The 17,604-nt window shown below is 71.7% G+C and carries 16 protein-coding genes; 10 read left to right on the top strand and 6 right to left on the bottom strand.

The window, feature by feature from the left end:
* Positions 1-101: 101 nt before the first annotated feature.
* The 4 genes from deoC (at position 102) to K8556_RS10700 (ending at position 3,860) form a co-directional block, all read left to right on the top strand.
* Positions 102-962, top strand: coding sequence for a deoxyribose-phosphate aldolase (deoC, locus tag K8556_RS10715; RefSeq protein WP_223739937.1), 861 nt, complete (start codon positions 102-104; stop codon positions 960-962).
* Between the two features lie 21 nt (positions 963-983).
* The gene (locus tag K8556_RS10710) at positions 984-1,379 is read left to right on the top strand and encodes a TraR/DksA family transcriptional regulator (RefSeq protein ID WP_223739936.1); all 396 of its coding nucleotides are present in this window, start codon (positions 984-986) and stop codon (positions 1,377-1,379) included.
* A gap of 36 nt (positions 1,380-1,415) precedes the next feature.
* Positions 1,416-3,143, top strand: coding sequence for a phospho-sugar mutase (locus K8556_RS10705; protein ID WP_223739935.1), 1,728 nt, complete (start codon positions 1,416-1,418; stop codon positions 3,141-3,143).
* A 78-nt stretch (positions 3,144-3,221) separates the two neighbouring features.
* Positions 3,222-3,860, top strand: a complete 639-nt coding sequence (locus tag K8556_RS10700; protein ID WP_223739934.1) for a hypothetical protein — start codon at positions 3,222-3,224, stop codon at positions 3,858-3,860.
* A 57-nt stretch (positions 3,861-3,917) separates the two neighbouring features.
* Here the strand turns inward: K8556_RS10700 and K8556_RS10695 are convergent, their stop codons facing one another.
* The 5 genes from K8556_RS10695 to K8556_RS10675 all read right to left on the bottom strand — a co-directional run bounded on the left by K8556_RS10695 (position 3,918) and on the right by K8556_RS10675 (position 10,283).
* On the bottom strand, positions 3,918-5,045 hold the full coding sequence (locus K8556_RS10695) for a hybrid sensor histidine kinase/response regulator (RefSeq protein ID WP_223739933.1): 1,128 nt from the start codon (positions 5,043-5,045) through the stop codon (positions 3,918-3,920).
* Positions 5,046-5,449: 404 nt separating this feature from the next.
* Complete coding sequence (locus K8556_RS10690) at positions 5,450-6,379, bottom strand: ABC transporter permease (protein ID WP_223739932.1); 930 nt, start codon at positions 6,377-6,379, stop codon at positions 5,450-5,452.
* Complete coding sequence (locus K8556_RS10685) at positions 6,372-7,499, bottom strand: ABC transporter permease (RefSeq protein WP_223739931.1); 1,128 nt, start codon at positions 7,497-7,499, stop codon at positions 6,372-6,374. Before K8556_RS10685 ends, K8556_RS10690 begins: the two co-directional genes overlap by 8 nt.
* Positions 7,492-9,051 (bottom strand): ABC transporter ATP-binding protein, encoded by a 1,560-nt coding sequence (locus K8556_RS10680; protein ID WP_223739930.1) that lies wholly within the window; start codon positions 9,049-9,051, stop codon positions 7,492-7,494. Before K8556_RS10680 ends, K8556_RS10685 begins: the two co-directional genes overlap by 8 nt.
* A gap of 38 nt (positions 9,052-9,089) precedes the next feature.
* Complete coding sequence (locus K8556_RS10675; protein ID WP_223740139.1) at positions 9,090-10,283, bottom strand: BMP family protein; 1,194 nt, start codon at positions 10,281-10,283, stop codon at positions 9,090-9,092.
* Between the two features lie 60 nt (positions 10,284-10,343).
* Here K8556_RS10675 and K8556_RS10670 point away from each other — a divergent pair, with 60 nt between their 5' ends.
* From K8556_RS10670 to K8556_RS10650, 5 genes are all read left to right on the top strand, one after another.
* On the top strand, positions 10,344-11,648 hold the full coding sequence (locus K8556_RS10670; RefSeq protein ID WP_223739929.1) for a thymidine phosphorylase: 1,305 nt from the start codon (positions 10,344-10,346) through the stop codon (positions 11,646-11,648).
* Between the two features lie 14 nt (positions 11,649-11,662).
* A complete protein-coding gene (gene moeB, locus K8556_RS10665; RefSeq protein ID WP_223739928.1) occupies positions 11,663-12,823 on the top strand; it encodes a molybdopterin-synthase adenylyltransferase MoeB in 1,161 nt (386 codons plus the stop codon).
* Between the two features lie 135 nt (positions 12,824-12,958).
* Positions 12,959-13,318, top strand: a complete 360-nt coding sequence (locus tag K8556_RS10660) for a PilZ domain-containing protein (RefSeq protein WP_223739927.1) — start codon at positions 12,959-12,961, stop codon at positions 13,316-13,318.
* 68 nt (positions 13,319-13,386) lie between these two features.
* Positions 13,387-13,791 carry a cytidine deaminase gene (locus K8556_RS10655; RefSeq protein WP_120566738.1) on the top strand — a complete coding sequence of 135 codons (405 nt, stop codon included), beginning with the start codon at positions 13,387-13,389 and terminating at the stop codon, positions 13,789-13,791.
* A 12-nt stretch (positions 13,792-13,803) separates the two neighbouring features.
* Positions 13,804-15,141: a 5'-deoxyadenosine deaminase gene (locus K8556_RS10650; protein ID WP_223739926.1), complete on the top strand. Its 1,338-nt coding sequence runs from the start codon at positions 13,804-13,806 to the stop codon at positions 15,139-15,141.
* On the opposite strand, the gene K8556_RS10645 is transcribed toward K8556_RS10650, so the two are convergent.
* Entirely contained in the window at positions 15,138-16,550 is a 1,413-nt protein-coding gene (locus K8556_RS10645; protein ID WP_223739925.1) for a sensor histidine kinase KdpD, read from the bottom strand. The genes K8556_RS10650 and K8556_RS10645 overlap by 4 nt on opposite strands.
* Positions 16,551-16,844: 294 nt before the next feature.
* Here K8556_RS10645 and K8556_RS10640 point away from each other — a divergent pair, with 294 nt between their 5' ends.
* Positions 16,845-17,582, top strand: coding sequence for a PspA/IM30 family protein (locus tag K8556_RS10640; RefSeq protein WP_223739924.1), 738 nt, complete (start codon positions 16,845-16,847; stop codon positions 17,580-17,582).
* The last annotated feature ends 22 nt before the right edge of the window (positions 17,583-17,604 follow it).

Here is a 17,604-nt window from a genome sequence, read left to right as displayed (position 1 = left end):
TACAGCCCCGCTCCCCTTCGCGGCACCCCGTGCGTTGACCGGGCACCTCCTCCCCCCGCGAGCGCTTCCCCGAGGGCCGGGAGTGGGCTAAGGGGCGCGGCATGCCGTCCGACGCCGAAGCGTTCTTCACCGTCCTGGAAGAGCTGGTCGACCAGGCCCGTCATCGTCTGCACGCCTGGAAGGTCCAGCAGGAGGCCGTGCCGCCCGCGCCCGCCGCCGTCCTGAACCCGGAGGCCCCGCGCCCACCCGGCGTGAAGACCGCCACCGCGCGCGTGGACCCGGCCACCCTCGTGAAGGCCTCGGACCTGGCCCCGTACATCGACCACACGCTGCTCAAGCCGGAGGCGCGTACGGAGGACATCGTGCGCGTGGCCGAGGAGGCCCGTCAGTACGGCTTCGCCACCGTGTGCGTGAATAGCTGCCACGTGGCCACCGCCGCGCGCGTGCTGGCGGGGGCGACGGCCGTGCCCATCGCCGTGGTGGGCTTCCCCCTGGGCGCCGCGCTGTCGTCCGCGAAGGCCTTCGAGGCGCGCGAGGCCATCCGCGCGGGCGCCCGTGAAATCGACATGGTGCTCAACCTGGGCGCGCTCAAGGCGCACGACTACCAGCGCGTGCACCAGGACATCGCCGCGGTGGTGGAGGCCAGCCACCCCGTGCCCGTGAAGGTCATCCTGGAGACGGGCCACCTCACGGACGAGGAGAAGGTCGTCGCGTGCGCGCTGTCCAAGGCCGCGGGCGCCGCGTTCGTGAAGACGTCCACCGGCTTCGGGCCCGGCGGCGCCACGGTGAAGGACATCGAGCTGATGCGCGCGGTGGTGGGCGACGACGTGGGCGTGAAGGCCTCCGGCGGCGTGCGCTCCGCGGAGGACGCCGTGAAGCTCATCCGCGCGGGCGCCAACCGCCTGGGCGCCTCCGCGTCCGTGGCCATCGTCACCGGGCAGATCTCCACCGCGCAGTACTGACCCCCTCCGGAGCCGCGCACCGTGACCCCGAAGCAGCGAGAGGACTTCCTCCAGCAGTTGCTCGCGCTCCACGCGGAGCTGACCGGGAAGGCGCCCATGCGCATCGAGCCCAACCGCACCGACGAGGCGCGCGTGGGCGGCGACGAGGACGAGCAGCCCCTCAACGAGATGATGCAGGCCATCGCCTCCAGCCGGAACCGCAACACCGACGGCACGCTGGCGCGCGTGGTGAAGGCCCTGGGCAAGCTGCGCGAGGACCCGGACTCCTTCGGCGAGTGCGAGGAGTGCGGCGACGAGATTCCCATGGGGCGCCTCAAGGCCATGCCCTACGCGGAGTTCTGCGTCGCGTGCCAGAACAACAAGGACGGCCCCAAGGGGCCGGTGCGCCGCAAGCACCTCACCGACTACAAGAGCTGAAGCACCCCCCCTTCTTCAACGACGAGGCAACGCGCGATGGACACCACCGGACTCAGGGAGCGGGCGGAGGCCTGGCGCAGGGCGGATCCGGATCCGGAGACCCAGGCGGAGCTGGCCAATGTGCTCGCGACGCAGGACTGGGCGGACCTGGCGGACCGCTTCTCGCAGGACCTGGAGTTCGGCACCGCCGGCCTGCGCGGCGTGCTGGGTGCCGGCCCCAACCGGATGAACCGCGCCGTCGTGCGCCGCACCACCGCGGGCCTGGCGCGCTATCTCAAGGCCACCGTGCCGGACGTCACCACGCGCGGCGTGGTGGTGGGCCGTGACGCGCGCCGCCTGAGCCGCGAGCTGGCGGAGGACACCGCCGCCGTGCTCGTCGCGGAGGGCATCCCCGCGCACGTCTTCCCGGAGCCGGTGCCCACGCCCGTCACCGCGTTCGCCGTGCTGCACCTCAACGCCGCCGCGGCGGTGATGGTGACCGCCAGCCACAACCCGCCCGAGTACAACGGCTACAAGGTCTACTGGGGCAACGGCGCGCAGATCGTCCCGCCGCAGGACGTGGGCATCGCGGACGCCATCGCGAAGGTGGAGCCCGCCAACCTGGTCCCCCTGCTCACGCCCGCCGAAGGCCGCGCGAAGGGCCTGTGGCGCGACCTGCCGGAGGACGTGGGCCACGCGTACCTGCGCGCCATCCTGGACCTGCGCCTGTACCGCAAGGGCAGCGACACGCTGTCCATCGTCTACACCGCCATGCACGGCGTGGGCGGCGCGTGGGCGGCGCTCGCGCTCAAGGAGGCCGGCTTCCCGCGCGTGACGCCCGTGGCCGAGCAGCAGCAGCCCGACGGCCGCTTCCCCACCGTGCGCTTCCCCAACCCCGAGGAGCCGGGCGCCATGGACCTGTCGCTCGCCACGGCGGAGCGCGTGAAGGCGGACCTGGTGCTGGCCAACGACCCGGACGCGGACCGGCTGGCGGTGATGGCGCGGGATGCCTCCGGGAAGCTGCGCCTGCTCACCGGCAACGAGGTGGGCGTGCTGCTGGGCCACTACGTCCTCACGCAGGGGACGAAGCGCGCGCGCCCGCACGTGGTCACCACCATCGTGTCCTCCACGCAGTTGGGCGAAATCGCGCGCGGCCTGGACGCCGCCTACGACGAGGTCCTCACCGGCTTCAAGTGGATCGCCAACCGCGCGCTGGAGCGCACGACGAAGGAAGGCACCCAGTTCGTCTTCGGCTACGAGGAGGCGCTCGGCTACACCGTGGGCACCGCCACGCGCGACAAGGACGGCGTGGGCGCGGCCCTGGTGGTCGCGGACATGGCCGCGTGGTGCGAGGCGCGCGGCGTGACGGTGCTGGGCTACCTGGAAGAGATTCAACGCCGCTTCGGCCTGCACGTGGGCGCCCAGCGCAACGTGACGCTGCCGGGCGCGGCCGGCGCGCAGACCATCCGCGCCATCATGCAGGCCTTCCGCGCGTCGCCGCCCGCGAACATCGGCGGCACCCCGGTGAGCGCCGTGCGTGACTACCAGAAGGGCGAGGGCGGCCTGCCCCCGTCCAACGTCGTCGCCTTCGCGCTGGAGGGCGGCGGCCGCGTCACCCTGCGCCCCTCCGGCACCGAGCCCAAAATCAAATACTACTTCGAGCACAAGGAGACGCCCGCCCCCGGCGAGCCGCTCCCCCAGGCCCGCCAGCGCGCGGAGGCGAAGCTGGCGGCCCTCATCGACGCCTTCCTGGCCCTGGCCCGCGAGCGCGGCCAGCCCGCCTGATGAGTCCTGAATCACCCTTCAACTCAACCCACCGGGTCGTGGCCTCCCGTGCCGCGGCCCATCGCTGAAAGGAACCTCGTGAAGCGCATCATTCCTGGTTTCCTCCTGGCCGTGCTCCTGGCCCTCCCCGGCACCGCGATGGCTCGCGGTCAGGGCTGGTCCCTGCTGGCGGCGGAGACCGTCGGCTCGGGCCGCAACATGTTCAGCGCGCAGATCGGCTTCCCGGGCCTGTCGCTGGGCCTGCTGCACGGCGGCTCGGACACCGTGGATATCGGCGGCAAGTTCAGCTTCAACTGGGGCCGCGAGGGCCTGGTGGACGCGTCCGACGCGGGCCTCAAGCTCCAGGGCTGGCTGCGGGTGATGATCGCCAAGACGGACAAGGTGGCCTTCGCCATCACGTTCCAGCCGGGGCCGTTCGTCTACTTCCCCCGGGGGAACACGATGTTCGGCATGGCGCTGCCGGTGGCGTTCGTGGTGGGCATCCCCGTGGGCAGCGCGCTGATGATCAACGCGGGCCTCGACGTGCCGTTCAACGTCTACATCGGCGAGGGCATCGGGCCGGTCATCCCCATCCTCTTCGGAGGCGGCCTGGAGTACTTCGTGAACAACAACTTCAACGTGAACTTCAACCTGCGGATGGGGCCCTCCATCGTCCCGCGCTTCGACGACAGCTACTTCACGATGGAAGCGCTGGCGGGCGTGGCCTACCGCTTCTAGTCGCACGTCACGCGGGCGGGGACGGGGTTCCCCGCCCGTGTGGTGGCTACAAGGCGGCTACCAGGACGACGTCTGCTCGGGCAGCTCCACCGTGAAGGTGCTGCCCAGGTTGACGCGGCTCTTCACGGTCAGCTTGCCGCCCATGCTCTCCACCAGGGTGCGCGCCACCGTGAGGCCCAGGCCCACGCTCTTCTCCGGGGCCTTGGTCGTGTAGTACGGCGAGAAGATGGCCTGCAGCTCGTCCTCGAAGATGCCGATGCCGGTGTCCTTCACGAAGATCTGCGGGCCGAACTCACCGAACATGTCCGGCAGCTCCACGCCCACCTGCACCACGCGCGGACGGTCCTTCACGTCCTCCACGGCGTCCACCGCGTTGCAGACCAGCTCCGCCACCACCTGCTCCACCTGACGGCGGTTGAACACGACGGCGATGGGGTCCTCCGGCAGCACCGCGCGCACGTCCGCGCGGCCCAGGCGGCCGGCGGCGCGCAGGCGCGACACCACCTCCGGCACCACCTCCCGCAGGTCGAAGCGCTGGATGTCCTTGGGGCCCGTGGGGCCCAGGGACAAGAGGTGCTGGCCGTGCAGGCGCATCTGCTCGCCCGCCACGCCCAGCTTGAGCAGCTCCTCCGTGTCCGGCGGCAGCCCCTGGGCGGCGCGGGTGCGCACGTGCTCCAGCGCCCGCTGCAGGCCCACGCCCAACTGGTCCATCTGCGTGGCCAGGTCCGCGGCCAGCGTGCCCACGCGCGCCAGGCGCTCCATGCGCACCCAGCGCGTGCGCGGGTCCTGGAGCACTTCCGGGACGCCGCCGTGCTCGCGGTGCGCCTTGAGCTCCAGCAGGGTGTGGACGCGCACCTTCAGCTCCAGCGGGTCCAGCGGTTCAGTCGTCAGCAAGTCGTCCACACCTGCCTCCAGCACCTCGCGGCGCGTCTGGCGGTCCGCGGAAGGCGTGAGCATGAGGATGGGGAACTGCGGCGGGGAGAGCGCCTCTCGAAGGCGCCGGTACGCGGCCAGGCCCACCGTGCGGGCCCGCTCCACGTCCAGCAGCACCAGGTCCGCGGAGTGGCGCGACACCGCCTCCAGCGCGGCCGTCGTCCCGCTCGCGGGCAGCACGTCGTAGCCCGCCGGCGTTAGGATGGAGCGCACCCGCTCCACGCCGCCGGACTCCACGTCGACCGCGATCACTCGCGGGCGCTGGGGTGACGTCGAGCCTGTTGCCGTCGTCTGCATGTTCATGCCACCCCAGCCTGGAAACCGGACCGGCCAACGCCCGCGGGCGCTGTCCCGGCTCCGGGGGACCGCGTCCAGGAATCGCTCAGGCCCACATGCTGCGCCTGCTCGGTATCCAGTCCGCAATCCGACATGGTCGCACTCCCATGCCAGCGGCATGCCGGACGTCCACCCAACGGCAGATCAGCCCACACTGGAAAGACCGAAAACCTTGATCCAATAAGGTCAGGGGGTTGGCGGCCCGCCTGCGGATGACCTGACGCATCAGGGCAGGTGGCCGCTTCAGATTTGGCAGGTCCAACCTGACCAAAAGTGATTTCCGACCCGGGTCCTGGATTACCCGTTCCCTCTCAAAATGGTCAGCGGGATTCCTGCTCGAACGGAATGCCCAGCGCGGCGGGGGCGTGGCCCCGCTGGCCCTGGAGCGCCAGGACGAGGAGGGTCAACAGGTAGGGCAGGGCGAGCAGGAAGCCCTGGGGCACCAGGTCGAGGAGCCAGGGAGCGCTGGAGGCCAGGCCGATCCGCAGCGCGTTGCCGGCGGCGAAGAAGAGCGCGGCGGCGAAGGCGCCCAGCGGGGTCCAGCGGCCGAACACCATGGCGGCCAGGGCCATGAAGCCCAGGCCGGAGGGCGTGTGCTGTTCGAAGCGGTCCAGGACGGTGGTGGACAGCACCGCGCCCCCCAGGCCCGCCATCATCCCGCCGCCCAGCACCGCGCCCCAGCGCAGGGCGGGCACGGACAGGCCCAGCGTGGCCACCGCGTGCGGCTTGTCGCCCACGGCGCGCAGGCGCAGGCCCAGCGGCGTGCGCGACAAGAGCAGGTGGAAGAGGAAGGGCAGGGTGAGCGCCAGGTACGTGGGCGCCGCGTGGCCGGACAGGGCGCCCAGCAGCGGGACCTGGGACAGGCCCGGGACGTTCCAGCGCGACAACTGGGTGATGGAGGGCGTGCCGTTGGGGCCGAAGAACGACTCCAGCAGGTAGGTGCCGCCGGCCATGGCCACCAGGTTGAGGGCCATGCCGGAGACGACCTGATCCGACCGCCAGCGGATGCTGAGGAAGCCATGCACCGCGGCGATGCCCGCGCCCGCGGCCATGCCCACCCCCACCGCGAGCGGCGTGGGCATCACGAGCGCCGCCACGGCCGCGCAGAAGGCGCCCGTGCGCATCATGCCCTCCACGCCCACGCTCACCACGCCCGCGCGCTCGGAGAGCATGGCGCCCAGCGCGGCGAACACCAGGGCGGGGGCCGCGTCCAGCGTGGAGAAGAGGAGCGAGTGGAGCACCTCAAGCACGGGGCACCTCCACTCCAGCCTGGGCCTGGGCCTGCGCGCGCTTCTGGCGCCGCGCCAGCAGGGCGAGCCACACCATGCGGCCGGCGACGAAGAGCAGCGCGAGGCCCTGGATGAGCTCCGGGAAGCTCTTGTGCACGCCGAGCAACTGCATGCGCGTGCCGCCCGCGCGCAGCACGCCGAAGACGGCCGCCGCCAGCGCCGCGCCCAGCGGGTGGTTGTTGCCGATGAGCGCGATGGCGATGCCGTCGAAGCCGTACGGGGCGCCCAGCGAGCCCGGGTAGCGGCCCTCCGTGCCCAGCACCAGCACCGCGCCGGCCAGGCCCGCCAGCGCGCCCGCGAGCGCCATGGCCCCGCCCGCGCGCCACAGCGTGGGGATGCCCGCCGCGCGGGCCGCCTCCGGGGTGAGGCCCACGGCGCGCGTCTCGTAGCCGGAGCGCGTGCGGGTCAGCCACACCCAGACGCCCAGCGCCGCGGCGAGCGCCAGCGGGAAGCCCAGGTTGAGGCGCGAGCTGTCCCCCAGCAGCCGGGGAAGCTGCGCGGAGGGGAGGATTTCGGCGGTGCCGGTGATGGACGACGCGCCCTCCGCCACGGCGCGCAGCGGACCGATGACGAGCCAGTTGTCCACCAGGCTCACCGCCACCCAGTTGAGCATGATGGTGGAGATCACCTCGTGCACGCCGCGCTTGAGCTTCAGCACGCCCGCGATGCTCGCCCACGCCGCGCCCGCCACCGCCGCCGCCGCGAGGGCCAGCGGGACGTGCAGCGCGCCAGGCAGCGCCACGTGCGCGCCCACCAGCGCCGCGGCCAGCGCGCCCCAGATCATCTGCCCCTGCGCGCCGATGTTGAACAGGCCCACCTTGAAGGCCACCGCCACGGACAGGCCGGTGAGGGTGAGCAGCGCGGCCTTCATCGCGGCCTCGCCCAGGGGGCGCGTCACGGAGGTGGCGCTGCCGCCGTCCAGGAACGCGGGCCAGTTGCCCACGCCGCCCCAGAGCATCTGGACATAGGCGCGCGTGGCGGTGTCCGCGTCGCGCGTGATGGCGATGAGCAGCCAGCACACCGCGAGCGCCAGCAGCACGGAGAGCACCGACGGCAGCACCTGTCGCGCCCGCTCACCCATGGCTTGCCTCCGCGCCCAGCATGCGGCGGCCCAGCTCGCGCTCGTCCAGGTCCTTGCGCGGGAAGTGCCCCGTCACGCGGCCTTCGTAGAGGACGTAGACGCGGTCGGAGAGGGCCAGCACCTCCTCCAGGTCCAGCGACACCATCACCACTCCCGCACCCCGGGCCTTCGCGTCACGCAGGCGCTCATGCACCTGCGCCACCGCGCCGATGTCCAGCCCGCGCGTGGGCTGCACGACGACGAGCAGCTCCGGTCCGGCGTCCAGCTCGCGCGCCACCACGACCTTCTGCTGGTTGCCGCCAGACAGCGCCTGGAGCGCCACCGTCGGGTCGTTCGGGCGCACGTCGTAGCCGGTCAGCAGTTGCTCCGTGCGCTCGCGGCGGCCCTTGAAGTCCACCCACGGCCCGCGCGCGAACGGCGGCTGTCGGTGCCGGCCCAGGGCCACGTTCTCCTCCACGGTCATCGCCTTCACCACCGCGCGGGCCAGGCGGTCCTCGGGGACGTGGCCCACGCCGCGCGCCTTCGCCAGCGCCGGGGTCAGCCCCACCAGCGGACCGCCGAGCAGCGTGCCCTCGCCGCCGTCCAGCTTGCGCAGGCCCGTGAGGACCTCGGCCAGCTCGCGCTGTCCATTGCCGTCCACCCCGGCGATGCCGACGATTTCGCCCGCGCGCACGGTGAGGCTCACGCCCTGGAGCGCCGGACGGCCGTTGTCACCCGTGGCCCGCAGGTCCTTCGCTTCGAGCACGACCGGCCCCGTCGAAGCCGCGGCCGGTTCAATGGGCGCGGGGGGCAGCGGCGCCGCCGCGCCGGTGGTGCCGGTGCTCGAAAGGCCGGTGGTCGCGACAGCCGTCGCGGGCACGCCGGTCATCGCGGCGCCCCTGGAGCCTTCACCCACCATCAGCGCGGCCAGCGCGGAGACGGTGGTCTCGCTGGCGCGCACCTCCGCCACGGTGCGGCCCCGGCGCATCACCGCCACGCGGTCCGCCACGCCCAACACTTCCTTCAGCTTGTGGCTGATCAGCACCACCGTGCGGCCCTGCGCCACCAGCCCGCGCATCACCTGGGACAGCTCGTCGGACTCCTGCGGCGTGAGCACGGCGGTGGGCTCGTCCAGGATGAGCACCTGCGCGCCCCGGTGCAGCGCCTTGACGATCTCGACCTTCTGCTGCGAGCCCACCGTGAGCGTGTCCACGCGGGCCCGCGGATCCAACTGGAAGCCGAAGCGCTTCGCCGTGGCCGCCACCTCGTCACAGGCGCGGTCCAGGTCCAGCAGGCCTCGCTTCGTGGGCTCGCGGCCCAGCACCACGTTCTCCGCCACCGTCAGCGTGGGCACGAGCATGAAGTGCTGGTGCACCATGCCAATGCCCTTCGCGATGGCGTCGCGCGGGCTCTTGAAGCGCACCGGCTTGCCGTCCATCAGGAACGTGCCCGCGTCCGGGTGGTACAGCCCGTAGAGCACGTTCATCAGGCTGGACTTGCCCGCGCCGTTCTCGCCCACCACGGCGAGCAGCTCCCCCGGGACGATGTCCAGCGACGCGTCCTCCAGGGACACGCACGACCCGAAGCGCTTCGCGATGTGCTGGAGGGAGATCAGGGCTGCGCGACCTGGAAGGAGGACAGCTCCGCCTGCGTGCCCGGCACGGCAATCTTCCCGGCCAGCACCTGCTGCCGCAGCGTCTCCACCTTCTGGAGCGCCTCCGCCTTGCCCGGGAACTCCACGCGCACGTCCGCCATGCCCACGCCGTTCTCCTTGAGCCCCAGCACCTGCTCACCCGCCGTGAACCGGCCCTCCACCAGGTCCTTCGCGGCCTGGTACACGGCCAGGTCGCTGTGCTTCACCATGGACGTGAGGATGGCGTCCGGCGCCAGGTGGGACTGATCCGAGTCCACGCCGATGGCGAACACCGTCTTGCCCGCCGCCCGCGCCTCCTTCACCGCCTGGATGACGCCCAGGCCGTCCGTGCCCGCCGCGTGGAAGATGACGTCCGCGCCCTTGGCGATGAGGTCCTGCGCCACCTCCTTGCCCGCGGACACGCTGTTGAAGCTGCCCGTGTACACGGCCATCAGCGCGTCCGCCGCCTTCGCGTTCGTGGTGCGCACGCCCGCGCGGTAGCCCACGTCGAAGCGCTTGATGAGGGGGACTTCGATGCCGCCCACGAAGCCCACCTTGTTCGTCTTCGTCACGAGCCCCGCCAGCGCGCCCACGAGGAAGCTGCCCTCCTGCTCCTTGAAGAGCACCGTGCGCACGTTGGGCAGCGACTTCGCCTTGCCCTGCGCGTCCAGGAGCTGGCTGTCGATGAGCAGGAACCTGGCCTCCGGGTTCTCCGTGGCCACGTCACGCACCGCGTTGGCCAGCAGGTACCCGTTGCCGATGGTCAGCTTCGCGCCCTGCTCCACCAGCAACTGGAGGTTGGGGGCGTAGTCCTCCTGCGCCTTGCTCTGGAGCACCAGCGGCTGCACGGGCAGCGGCTTCACTTCCGGTGCGAGCGCCGCGAGGTCGGAGGAGATGGACTGACGCACTTCGCCAGCGGGGGCGTCCACGTACCTGCCGCCCTCGTACTTCTTGCCGGCGGCCCACAGCTCCAGGCCGCGCAGGGACGCGTCGTTGAACGAGTGGTCACCCCTGCCGCCCACGTCGATGACGAGCCCCACGACCACGGGCTTGCCCTCGGGGGGCTTCGCGGCGGTGGAAGTCTGGGAGGGGGCCTTGGGGGCGTCCTCGGACTTCTTGGAACAGGCGCACAGGAGCGCGGCCAGGGCGAGCACGTGGAGTCGACGGAGCATCATGGGGCTGGCTATCTACCAGATGCGGCCAGGGCTTTCCTTCTGCTATGGCCTTGCCCCGTGCAACCCTACGAGCTCATCAAGGCCAAGCGCGACGGCGGCAAGCTGGACCCGTCCGACATCCAGGCGTTCATCCAGGCGTACACCGCCGGCACCGTGGCCGACTACCAGATGGCCGCCATGTGCATGGCCATCTTCTTCAAGGGGCTGGACTCCCGGGAACTGGGGGCGTGGGCCCGCGCCATGCTCCACTCCGGTGAGGTCCTGGACCTCTCCGACACGCCGGCCATCAAGGTGGACAAGCACTCCACCGGCGGCGTGGGCGACAAGGTGTCCCTGAGCCTCGCCCCCCTGGCGGCGGCCTGCGGCGTGCCCGTGCCCATGATTTCGGGCCGCGGCCTGGGCCACACCGGCGGCACCCTGGACAAGCTGGAGTCCATCCCCGGCTTCAACGTGAACCTGTCCACCGCGGACTACCGCCGGCTGGTGCGCGAGGTGGGGTGCTGCCTCATCGGCCAGACGGCCCAGGTGGCCCCCGCGGACAAGAAGCTCTACGCGCTGCGCGACGTGACGGCGACGGTGGACTGCATCCCGCTCATCGCGTCGTCCATCATGAGCAAGAAGCTGGCGGAGGGCATCGACGCGCTGGTGCTCGACGTGAAGGTGGGCAGCGGCGCCTTCATGAAGACGGCGGACGACGCGCGCGTGCTGGCCCGCACCATGATTGGCCTGGGCGCGGAGATGAACCGCAAGGTCGTGGCCCTGCTCACGGACATGGATCAGCCCCTGGGCCGCCAGGTGGGCAACGCCCTGGAGGTCCGCGAGGCCGTGGACATGCTCCGCGGCGAGGCGCCCGACGACTACACGGAGATCACCTACGCCCTGACGGCGGAGATGCTGGTGCTGGGCAAGAAGGCCGCCAACGTGGAGGAGGCGCGCGGGATGCTGCGCCGCTCCGTGGAGGACGGCAGCGCCATCCGGAAGCTCAAGGAGATCGTCCAGTCGCAGGGCGGTGACCCGCGCTCCATCGACGACTACTCGCTCCTGCCCACTGCGAAGGCCACGACGGACGTGGTGGCGCCGCGCGACGGCTTCGTCACCGGCATCCATACGGAGGGCGTGGGGCTGGCGGCGGTGGCGCTGGGCGCGGGCCGGCAGCGGGTGGACAGCAAGATCGACCCGGCCGTGGGCTTCACGCTGCTCAAGAAGGTGGGCGACGCGGTGAAGCAGGGCGAGCCCGTGGTGCAGGTGCACTACAACGACGCCGGCCCCGTGGAGGACGTGAAGGCGCGCCTGCTCGCGGCCTACCGGTTCGGCGACCGGGCGCCCGCGGCCCGCCCGCTGGTGCTGGAGCGCCTGGAGTAGTGACGCAAAGCCCCATGGCCCCCACGTTCCGCGACCTGCTGTCGGAAGTGAAGAAGGAGATCCGCGAGGTCTCCCATGAGCACGTCCAAAAGCTCCTGGGCTCGGGCGCGAAGGTGAAGCTCGTGGACGTGCGCGAGGCCGACGAATACGCGGGCGGCCGGCTCCCCGGGGCGGTGCACATCCCCCGGGGCTACCTGGAGCTGCGCATCGAGGAGAAGGCGGACCGCGACGAGGAGCTGGTCCTCTACTGCGCGGGCGGCACCCGGAGCGCGCTCGCGGCCCGCACGCTGCGGGAGATGGGCTACACGCGCGTGTCCTCGCTCGCGGGCGGCTACAACCGCTGGAGCGACGCGGCCCTCCCGGTGGAGAAGCCCGTCGTCCTCTCCGCCGAGCAGAAGGAGCGCTACCGCCGCCACCTCATCCTCCCTGAGGTGGGGGAGGAGGGGCAGGCGAAGCTGCTCAAGTCGAAGGTGCTGCTCCTGGGCGCGGGCGGGCTGGGCTCGCCGGCGGCGCTCTACCTGGCGGCGGCGGGCGTGGGCACGCTGGGCGTGGTGGACGCGGACGTGGTGGACCTGAGCAACCTCCAGCGCCAGGTGCTGCACACGCTGGAGCGCCGGGGACAGCCCAAGGTCCAGAGCGCGAAGGCCGCCCTGGAGGCGCTCAACCCGGACGTGAAGGTGGTGCCGTTCCAGGAGCGGCTCACCACCGCCAACGTGGAGCGCATCCTCGCGGACTTCGACCTGGTGCTGGACGGCGGGGACAACTTCCCCACGCGCTACCTGCTCAACGACGCGTGCGTGCTGCTGGGCAAGCCCAACATCCACGGCTCCGTGTTCCGCTTCGAGGGGCAGGTGACCACCTTCCTGCCCGGCCAGGGGCCCTGCTACCGCTGCCTCTACCCCGCGCCGCCCCCGCCGGAGCTGGCGCCGTCGTGCGCGGAGGCGGGCGTGCTGGGCGTGCTGCCCGGGCTCATCGGGATGCTCCAGGCCACGGAGGCCCTGAAGCTCCTGCTCGGGGTGGGGGAGTCCCTGGTGGGGCGGCTCGTCACCTTCGACGCGCTGGGGACGCGCTTCCAGGAGCTGCGGCTGCGCCGCGACCCGGAGTGTCCGGTGTGCGCGCCGGGAGCGAAGGTCCAGCTCATCGATTACGAGCAGTTCTGCTCCACCGGGGCCTGAGCGGCCAGGAAGCTGCATTTTCAGGAGCAACGGAGCGGACGGGCCCGCGTATGATGCGCGGGCCTGGACCCGGGGCGGTGGTGGAACGCGACCCGGGTCGGATACGAGAGCGGCAGCGGCAGGGAGACGACGGCGATGTCCGAGCAGAACGAGAACCAGGACACCAGGACGACGGAGGACCGGCGCGACTCGCCCCGCGTCCCCATGCGCCTGAAGGTCGGCTGGGATGGGGCGGATGGCTTCCTGGAGCGCGCGGGGGACCTGTCCCTGGGCGGCGTGGGCTGGGTGGGCGAGGCCCTGGACGAGGGCAAGGACGTGATGGTGCGCTTCACGCTGCCCTCGGCTCCCGAGGAGGCCGTGGTGAAGGGCAAGGTGCTGGGGCCCAAGCCCGGCGCGGCGGGCCTGGTGGTGCGGGTGAAGTTCGTGGACCTGCCGGTGGAGCTGGAGCTGGCCATCGCCCGGCACCTGGACGAGCAGGCCAAGGGCGGGGCCTGAGACAGGCTCCGGGTTTCAGGCGGGACGGGGGCCCATCCAGGGCCCTTCGTCCGGCGAAGGAGGGCGGCATGGCGGAGGAGATTCCCTGGGAGCGGCTGTTCGAGGAGGCCCTTCGGGTCCGCCAGCGCGCGCACGTGCCGTACTCGAAGTTCCCCGTGGGGGCCGCCGTGCTGTACGCGGACGGCTCCATCGTGGCCGGCTGCAACGTGGAGAACGCCACCTATGGCCTCACCGTCTGCGCGGAGCGCAACGCGTTCGCCGCGGGCGTGGCCCAGGGCCGCGAGAAGCCCGTGGCCGTGGCCGTCGTCGTGGACACCCCGGAGCCCTGTCCCCCGTGCGGCATGTGCCGCCAGGTGATGGCGGAGTTCGCCGGACCTGACCTTCCGGTGCGAAGCCGCACCCTCAACGGGCAGGAGGCGCGCTACCCGCTCAGCGAGCTGCTGCCGCACGCCTTCACCCGCTCCTTCCTCTAGGACCCCCCTCACGTGGACTTGCTTCTCACTGGCGCGACCGTCGTCACCATGAACCGCGACCGCGAGGTGCTGCCTCGCGCGGACGTGCTCGTGCAGGACGGGCGCATCGCGAAGGTGGGCCGGGGCCTGAAGGTGAAGGGCGCCCGCCGCGTCCTGGACCTCACCGGGCAGGTGGTGATGCCCGGCCTCATCCACGGCCACCTGCACGCCTGCCAGACCCTGTTCCGCGGCCACGCGGACAAGCGGGAGCTGCTGGACTGGCTGAAGGAGCGCATCTGGCCCATGGAGGCGGCGCACGACGCGGCGTCCCTGCGCGCCAGCGCGGACCTCACCTTCGCGGAGCTCATCCGCTCCGGCTCCACGGCGGCGCTCGACATGGGCACCGTGCACCACTACGACGCCGTCTTCGAGTCCGCGCGCGACAGCGGCTTCCGGCTCGTTGGCGGCAAGGCGATGATGGACTCCGGCGCGGAGGTGCCCGCCGGCCTGCGCGAGACGACGGCGGACTCCCTGTCGGAGAGCCTGGCGCTGATGGAGCGCTGGCACGGCACCCACGACAACCGCCTGCGCTACGCGTTCGCGCCGCGCTTCGCCCTGTCCTGCTCGCCGGAGCTGCTGCGCGAGGTGGGCCGGCTGTCGCGGGAGAAGGGCGTGCGCATCCACTCGCACGCCAGCGAGAACCGCACGGAGACGGACGTCGTCCGTCAGGTGACGGGCCAGGACAACATCGCCTTCTTCCACGGGCTGGGGCTCACGGGCCCCCAGGTCACCCTGGCCCACTGCGTGTGGGTGGAAGGGGAGGAGCAGCGGCTGCTGCGCGAGTCCGGCACGGTGGTGTGCCACTGCCCGGGCTCCAACCTGAAGCTCGCGTCGGGCTACGCGCGCATCCCGGAGCTCTTGAAGGACGGCATCCCCGTGTCGCTGGGGGCGGACGGCGCCCCGTGCAACAACACGCTGGATTTGTTCCATGAGATGCGGCTCGCGTCCGTGCTGCACAACCCGCGCGTGGGCCCGGTGGCGATGACGCCCATGCACGTCCTGGAGATGGCCACGCTGCACGGCGCGCGCGCCCTGGGCCTGGAGGACGAGGTGGGCTCCGTGGAGGCCGGCAAGCGCGCGGACCTCACCGTGGTGGACACGCGCGGCTTCCACTTCTGCCCGCTGCCGGACGACGTCACGGGGCCGCTGGTGTACTCGGCGCGCTCCACGGACGTGTCGCACGTGCTCATCGACGGCAAGCTGGTGCTGCGCGAGGGCGAGTTGACGACGCTGGACGCGAACGCGGTGCTGTCCAACGCCCGCGCCCAGGCCACGAAGCTCTTCGCCCGCGCGAAGCTGAAGGCGTCCTAGCGGCGCTGCGCGGCCGTGGGGTCCGCGGACGGCTGCGAGGCCGGCTTCGAGCGCGGCAGGCGCAGCACGAAGGACGTGGCCCAGCCCTCCGCGTCCTCCACCGCCAGCCGCCCGCCGTGGGCCTCCGCCGCCAGCCGGGAGAAGTACAGCCCCAGGCCGTAGCCCCGGCGGCCCTCCTTCTCGCGGTGGCCCTGCATGTACTTGTCGAAGAGGGACTCGCGCGCCTCCGGCGGAATGGCGATGCCGTCGTTGCGCACGGCCAGCCACTGGAAGCCCTCCGTCTCACCGGCCTCCAGGCGCACCCGCCCGCCGGACGGGGCATAGCGGAGCGCGTTGGTGGCCAGGTTCTCCACCACGCGGATGAGCAGGCCCGCGTCGCCCACCAACTGGAAGCCCGGCGGGCATGACAGCTCCAGCCTGATTTTTCGCAGCCGGGCCGCGCCGTCCAGCGAGCGGCGCACCTCGTCGAAGAGGGGCGCCACCGGGAAGGGCTGCTTGCGCGGGGACAGCCGGCCCTGCTCCAGCCGGGGCACGTCCAGGAGGTCGGAGATCATCCGGTCCAGGCGCGCGGTGACGGCCAGGCCCGTGCGCACGGACTCCACCATCGGCGTGCCGACGGGCAGCTCCTGCTCCATCCACGACAGCGACAGCGTCACGGCGGACAGCGGGGAGCGCAGGTCGTGCACCAGGAACTGCATCAACTGCTCCTGGTGGGCCTGGAGCGCCTCCAACTGGGCGTTGCGCGCGTGGGCCTCCGCCAGCATCCGCTCGATGGTGCGGTGGGCGTCCTCCACGTCGTGGGTGCGGCGGGCCTCCAGTTGCCGGGCCACCTCCGCGTGCGACAGGTCCATGGCCAACTGCCGCAGCCGCCCGGTGCCGTAGTGGCTCACCGCCGCCACCAGCACCAGCGTCACCGCGGCCACGGCCATGGCGCCCGGGCCCACGCCCGCCTGGGCCATGAGGAAGGCCTGGGCCAGCGACGCCAGCCCCGCCGCGCCGTAGACGAGCCAGGGCATCAGCTCCAGGCCGGACAGCGCCACCACCAGCGCGAACAGCCCCAGGCTGAAGCCCGCCACGCCCGCGGGGAAGGGCGACACCGGCAGGGCCAACTGCTGGAGCCCGAAGACGAGCCCCACGTCCACCAGCGACTGCACGACGCCCAACTGCTTCGTCAGGGGCCTGGCGCGCAGCGCGAACAGCAGCGCCACCACGCCGCCGTAGCAGAGCAGGAGCGGCGGGTAGTGCGCCCAGTCCCGGGCGCCCGTCAGCCACAGCCCCAGGCTGACGGCGAAGAACACGACCGTGCCCACCAGCCGCACCGCGGCCCCGGCGCCCAGCACACGCCGGCGTTGGGCGGCCACCACCCGCGCGAGCTCGTCTTCAAAGGCAACGGGAGGGGTTGGTTCCATGCGACACACTTGTTTTCCCCGCTTCCTCCCCACCCGGCAAGTTCATGGCCACACCGTCTTTCGCGACCCCGGGGGGACCCTTTAAGGGACGGGGAGTGGCCGTCCGGGAGCCGTCCGGTGGCCCTGGACCCGGCCGGGCTGGCGGGCGGCGGCCTGGCGGTGGCGGTCCGGGGGCAATCATCCGTTCCCGGCGGGCGTAGTCACGATGACACGCGCCGGGCGGCTGGATGCTTGTGGGCGGCGGAGTTCGTGTAAGGTGACTGGGATTACGCACAGGCGGAGGTGAGAGCCGACATGTGGCAGCGATTCAAAAGAGCGATGCGGAGCTTCGCGGGCTTCTTCGTCTCCTCCATCGAGGACCCGGAGCTGATCCTCGAGCAGAACATCCGTGACCTGAACGACCAGGTCCCCAAGATGAACGAGTCCATCGCCATGGTCCGGGCGAATGTGACCCTGCTGGAGAAGGAGAACCAGAAGTACCAGCAGGACGTGCGGGAGCTGACCGCCAAGGTGAAGGCCGCCATCCAGGCGGGCCGTGACGACCTGGCCGGCACCTACGCGACCAAGCTGCAGGCGGAGAAGGAGGCGCTCGCCCGCAACGAGCAGCAACTGGACATCGCCAAGCAGGCCTACGAGAAGGCGCTGAACGTCAAGAAGGCGTTCATGCGGGAGAAGGACAAGAAGACCCACGAGGCGATGAACGCCATCCGGGACGCGCGCCGCGCCAAGTGGCAGGCGAAGGTCGCGGACACGATGGAGTCCTTCACCGTCGCGGGCGTGGACTCCACGCACGACGAGATGCTGCGCAAGGTCCAGGAGAAGACGGCCATCAACGAGGCGCGCATGCAGATGGCGCTCGACACGGTGGACCACCAGGGCGCGCTCATCGAGGAGGAGGCCGAGAAGCTCCAGGCCAACGAGCTCGTCAAGCAGATGAAGATGGAGATGGGCCTGCTGGACAGCCCCGCGCCGGTGTCGGACGTGGGCGCGGGTCCGGAAAAGACCATCGGCAAGAAGGTGGAGATCAAGTAGGTCTCCGCCCATGAAAGGGGCC

The organism is Corallococcus sp. AS-1-12 (assembly GCF_020036995.1).
Taxonomy (GTDB): Bacteria; Myxococcota; Myxococcia; order Myxococcales; family Myxococcaceae; genus Corallococcus.
This window is presented reverse-complemented; position numbering and strand designations above follow the sequence as displayed.

Bases quoted from the DNA above. Each gene is read 5' to 3' on its own strand.
- deoC (WP_223739937.1), top strand. From the start codon at position 102: ATGCCGTCCGACGCCGAAGCGTTCTTCACCGTCCTGGAAGAGCTGGTC.
- K8556_RS10705 (WP_223739935.1), top strand. From the start codon at position 1,416: ATGGACACCACCGGACTCAGGGAGCGGGCGGAGGCCTGGCGCAGGGCG.
- K8556_RS10685 (WP_223739931.1), bottom strand. From the start codon at position 7,499: ATGGGTGAGCGGGCGCGACAGGTGCTGCCGTCGGTGCTCTCCGTGCTG.
- K8556_RS10675 (WP_223740139.1), bottom strand. From the start codon at position 10,283: ATGCTCCGTCGACTCCACGTGCTCGCCCTGGCCGCGCTCCTGTGCGCC.
- moeB (WP_223739928.1), top strand. From the start codon at position 11,663: ATGGCCCCCACGTTCCGCGACCTGCTGTCGGAAGTGAAGAAGGAGATC.
- K8556_RS10660 (WP_223739927.1), top strand. From the start codon at position 12,959: ATGTCCGAGCAGAACGAGAACCAGGACACCAGGACGACGGAGGACCGG.
- K8556_RS10655 (WP_120566738.1), top strand. From the start codon at position 13,387: ATGGCGGAGGAGATTCCCTGGGAGCGGCTGTTCGAGGAGGCCCTTCGG.
- K8556_RS10645 (WP_223739925.1), bottom strand. From the start codon at position 16,550: ATGGAACCAACCCCTCCCGTTGCCTTTGAAGACGAGCTCGCGCGGGTG.
- K8556_RS10640 (WP_223739924.1), top strand. From the start codon at position 16,845: ATGTGGCAGCGATTCAAAAGAGCGATGCGGAGCTTCGCGGGCTTCTTC.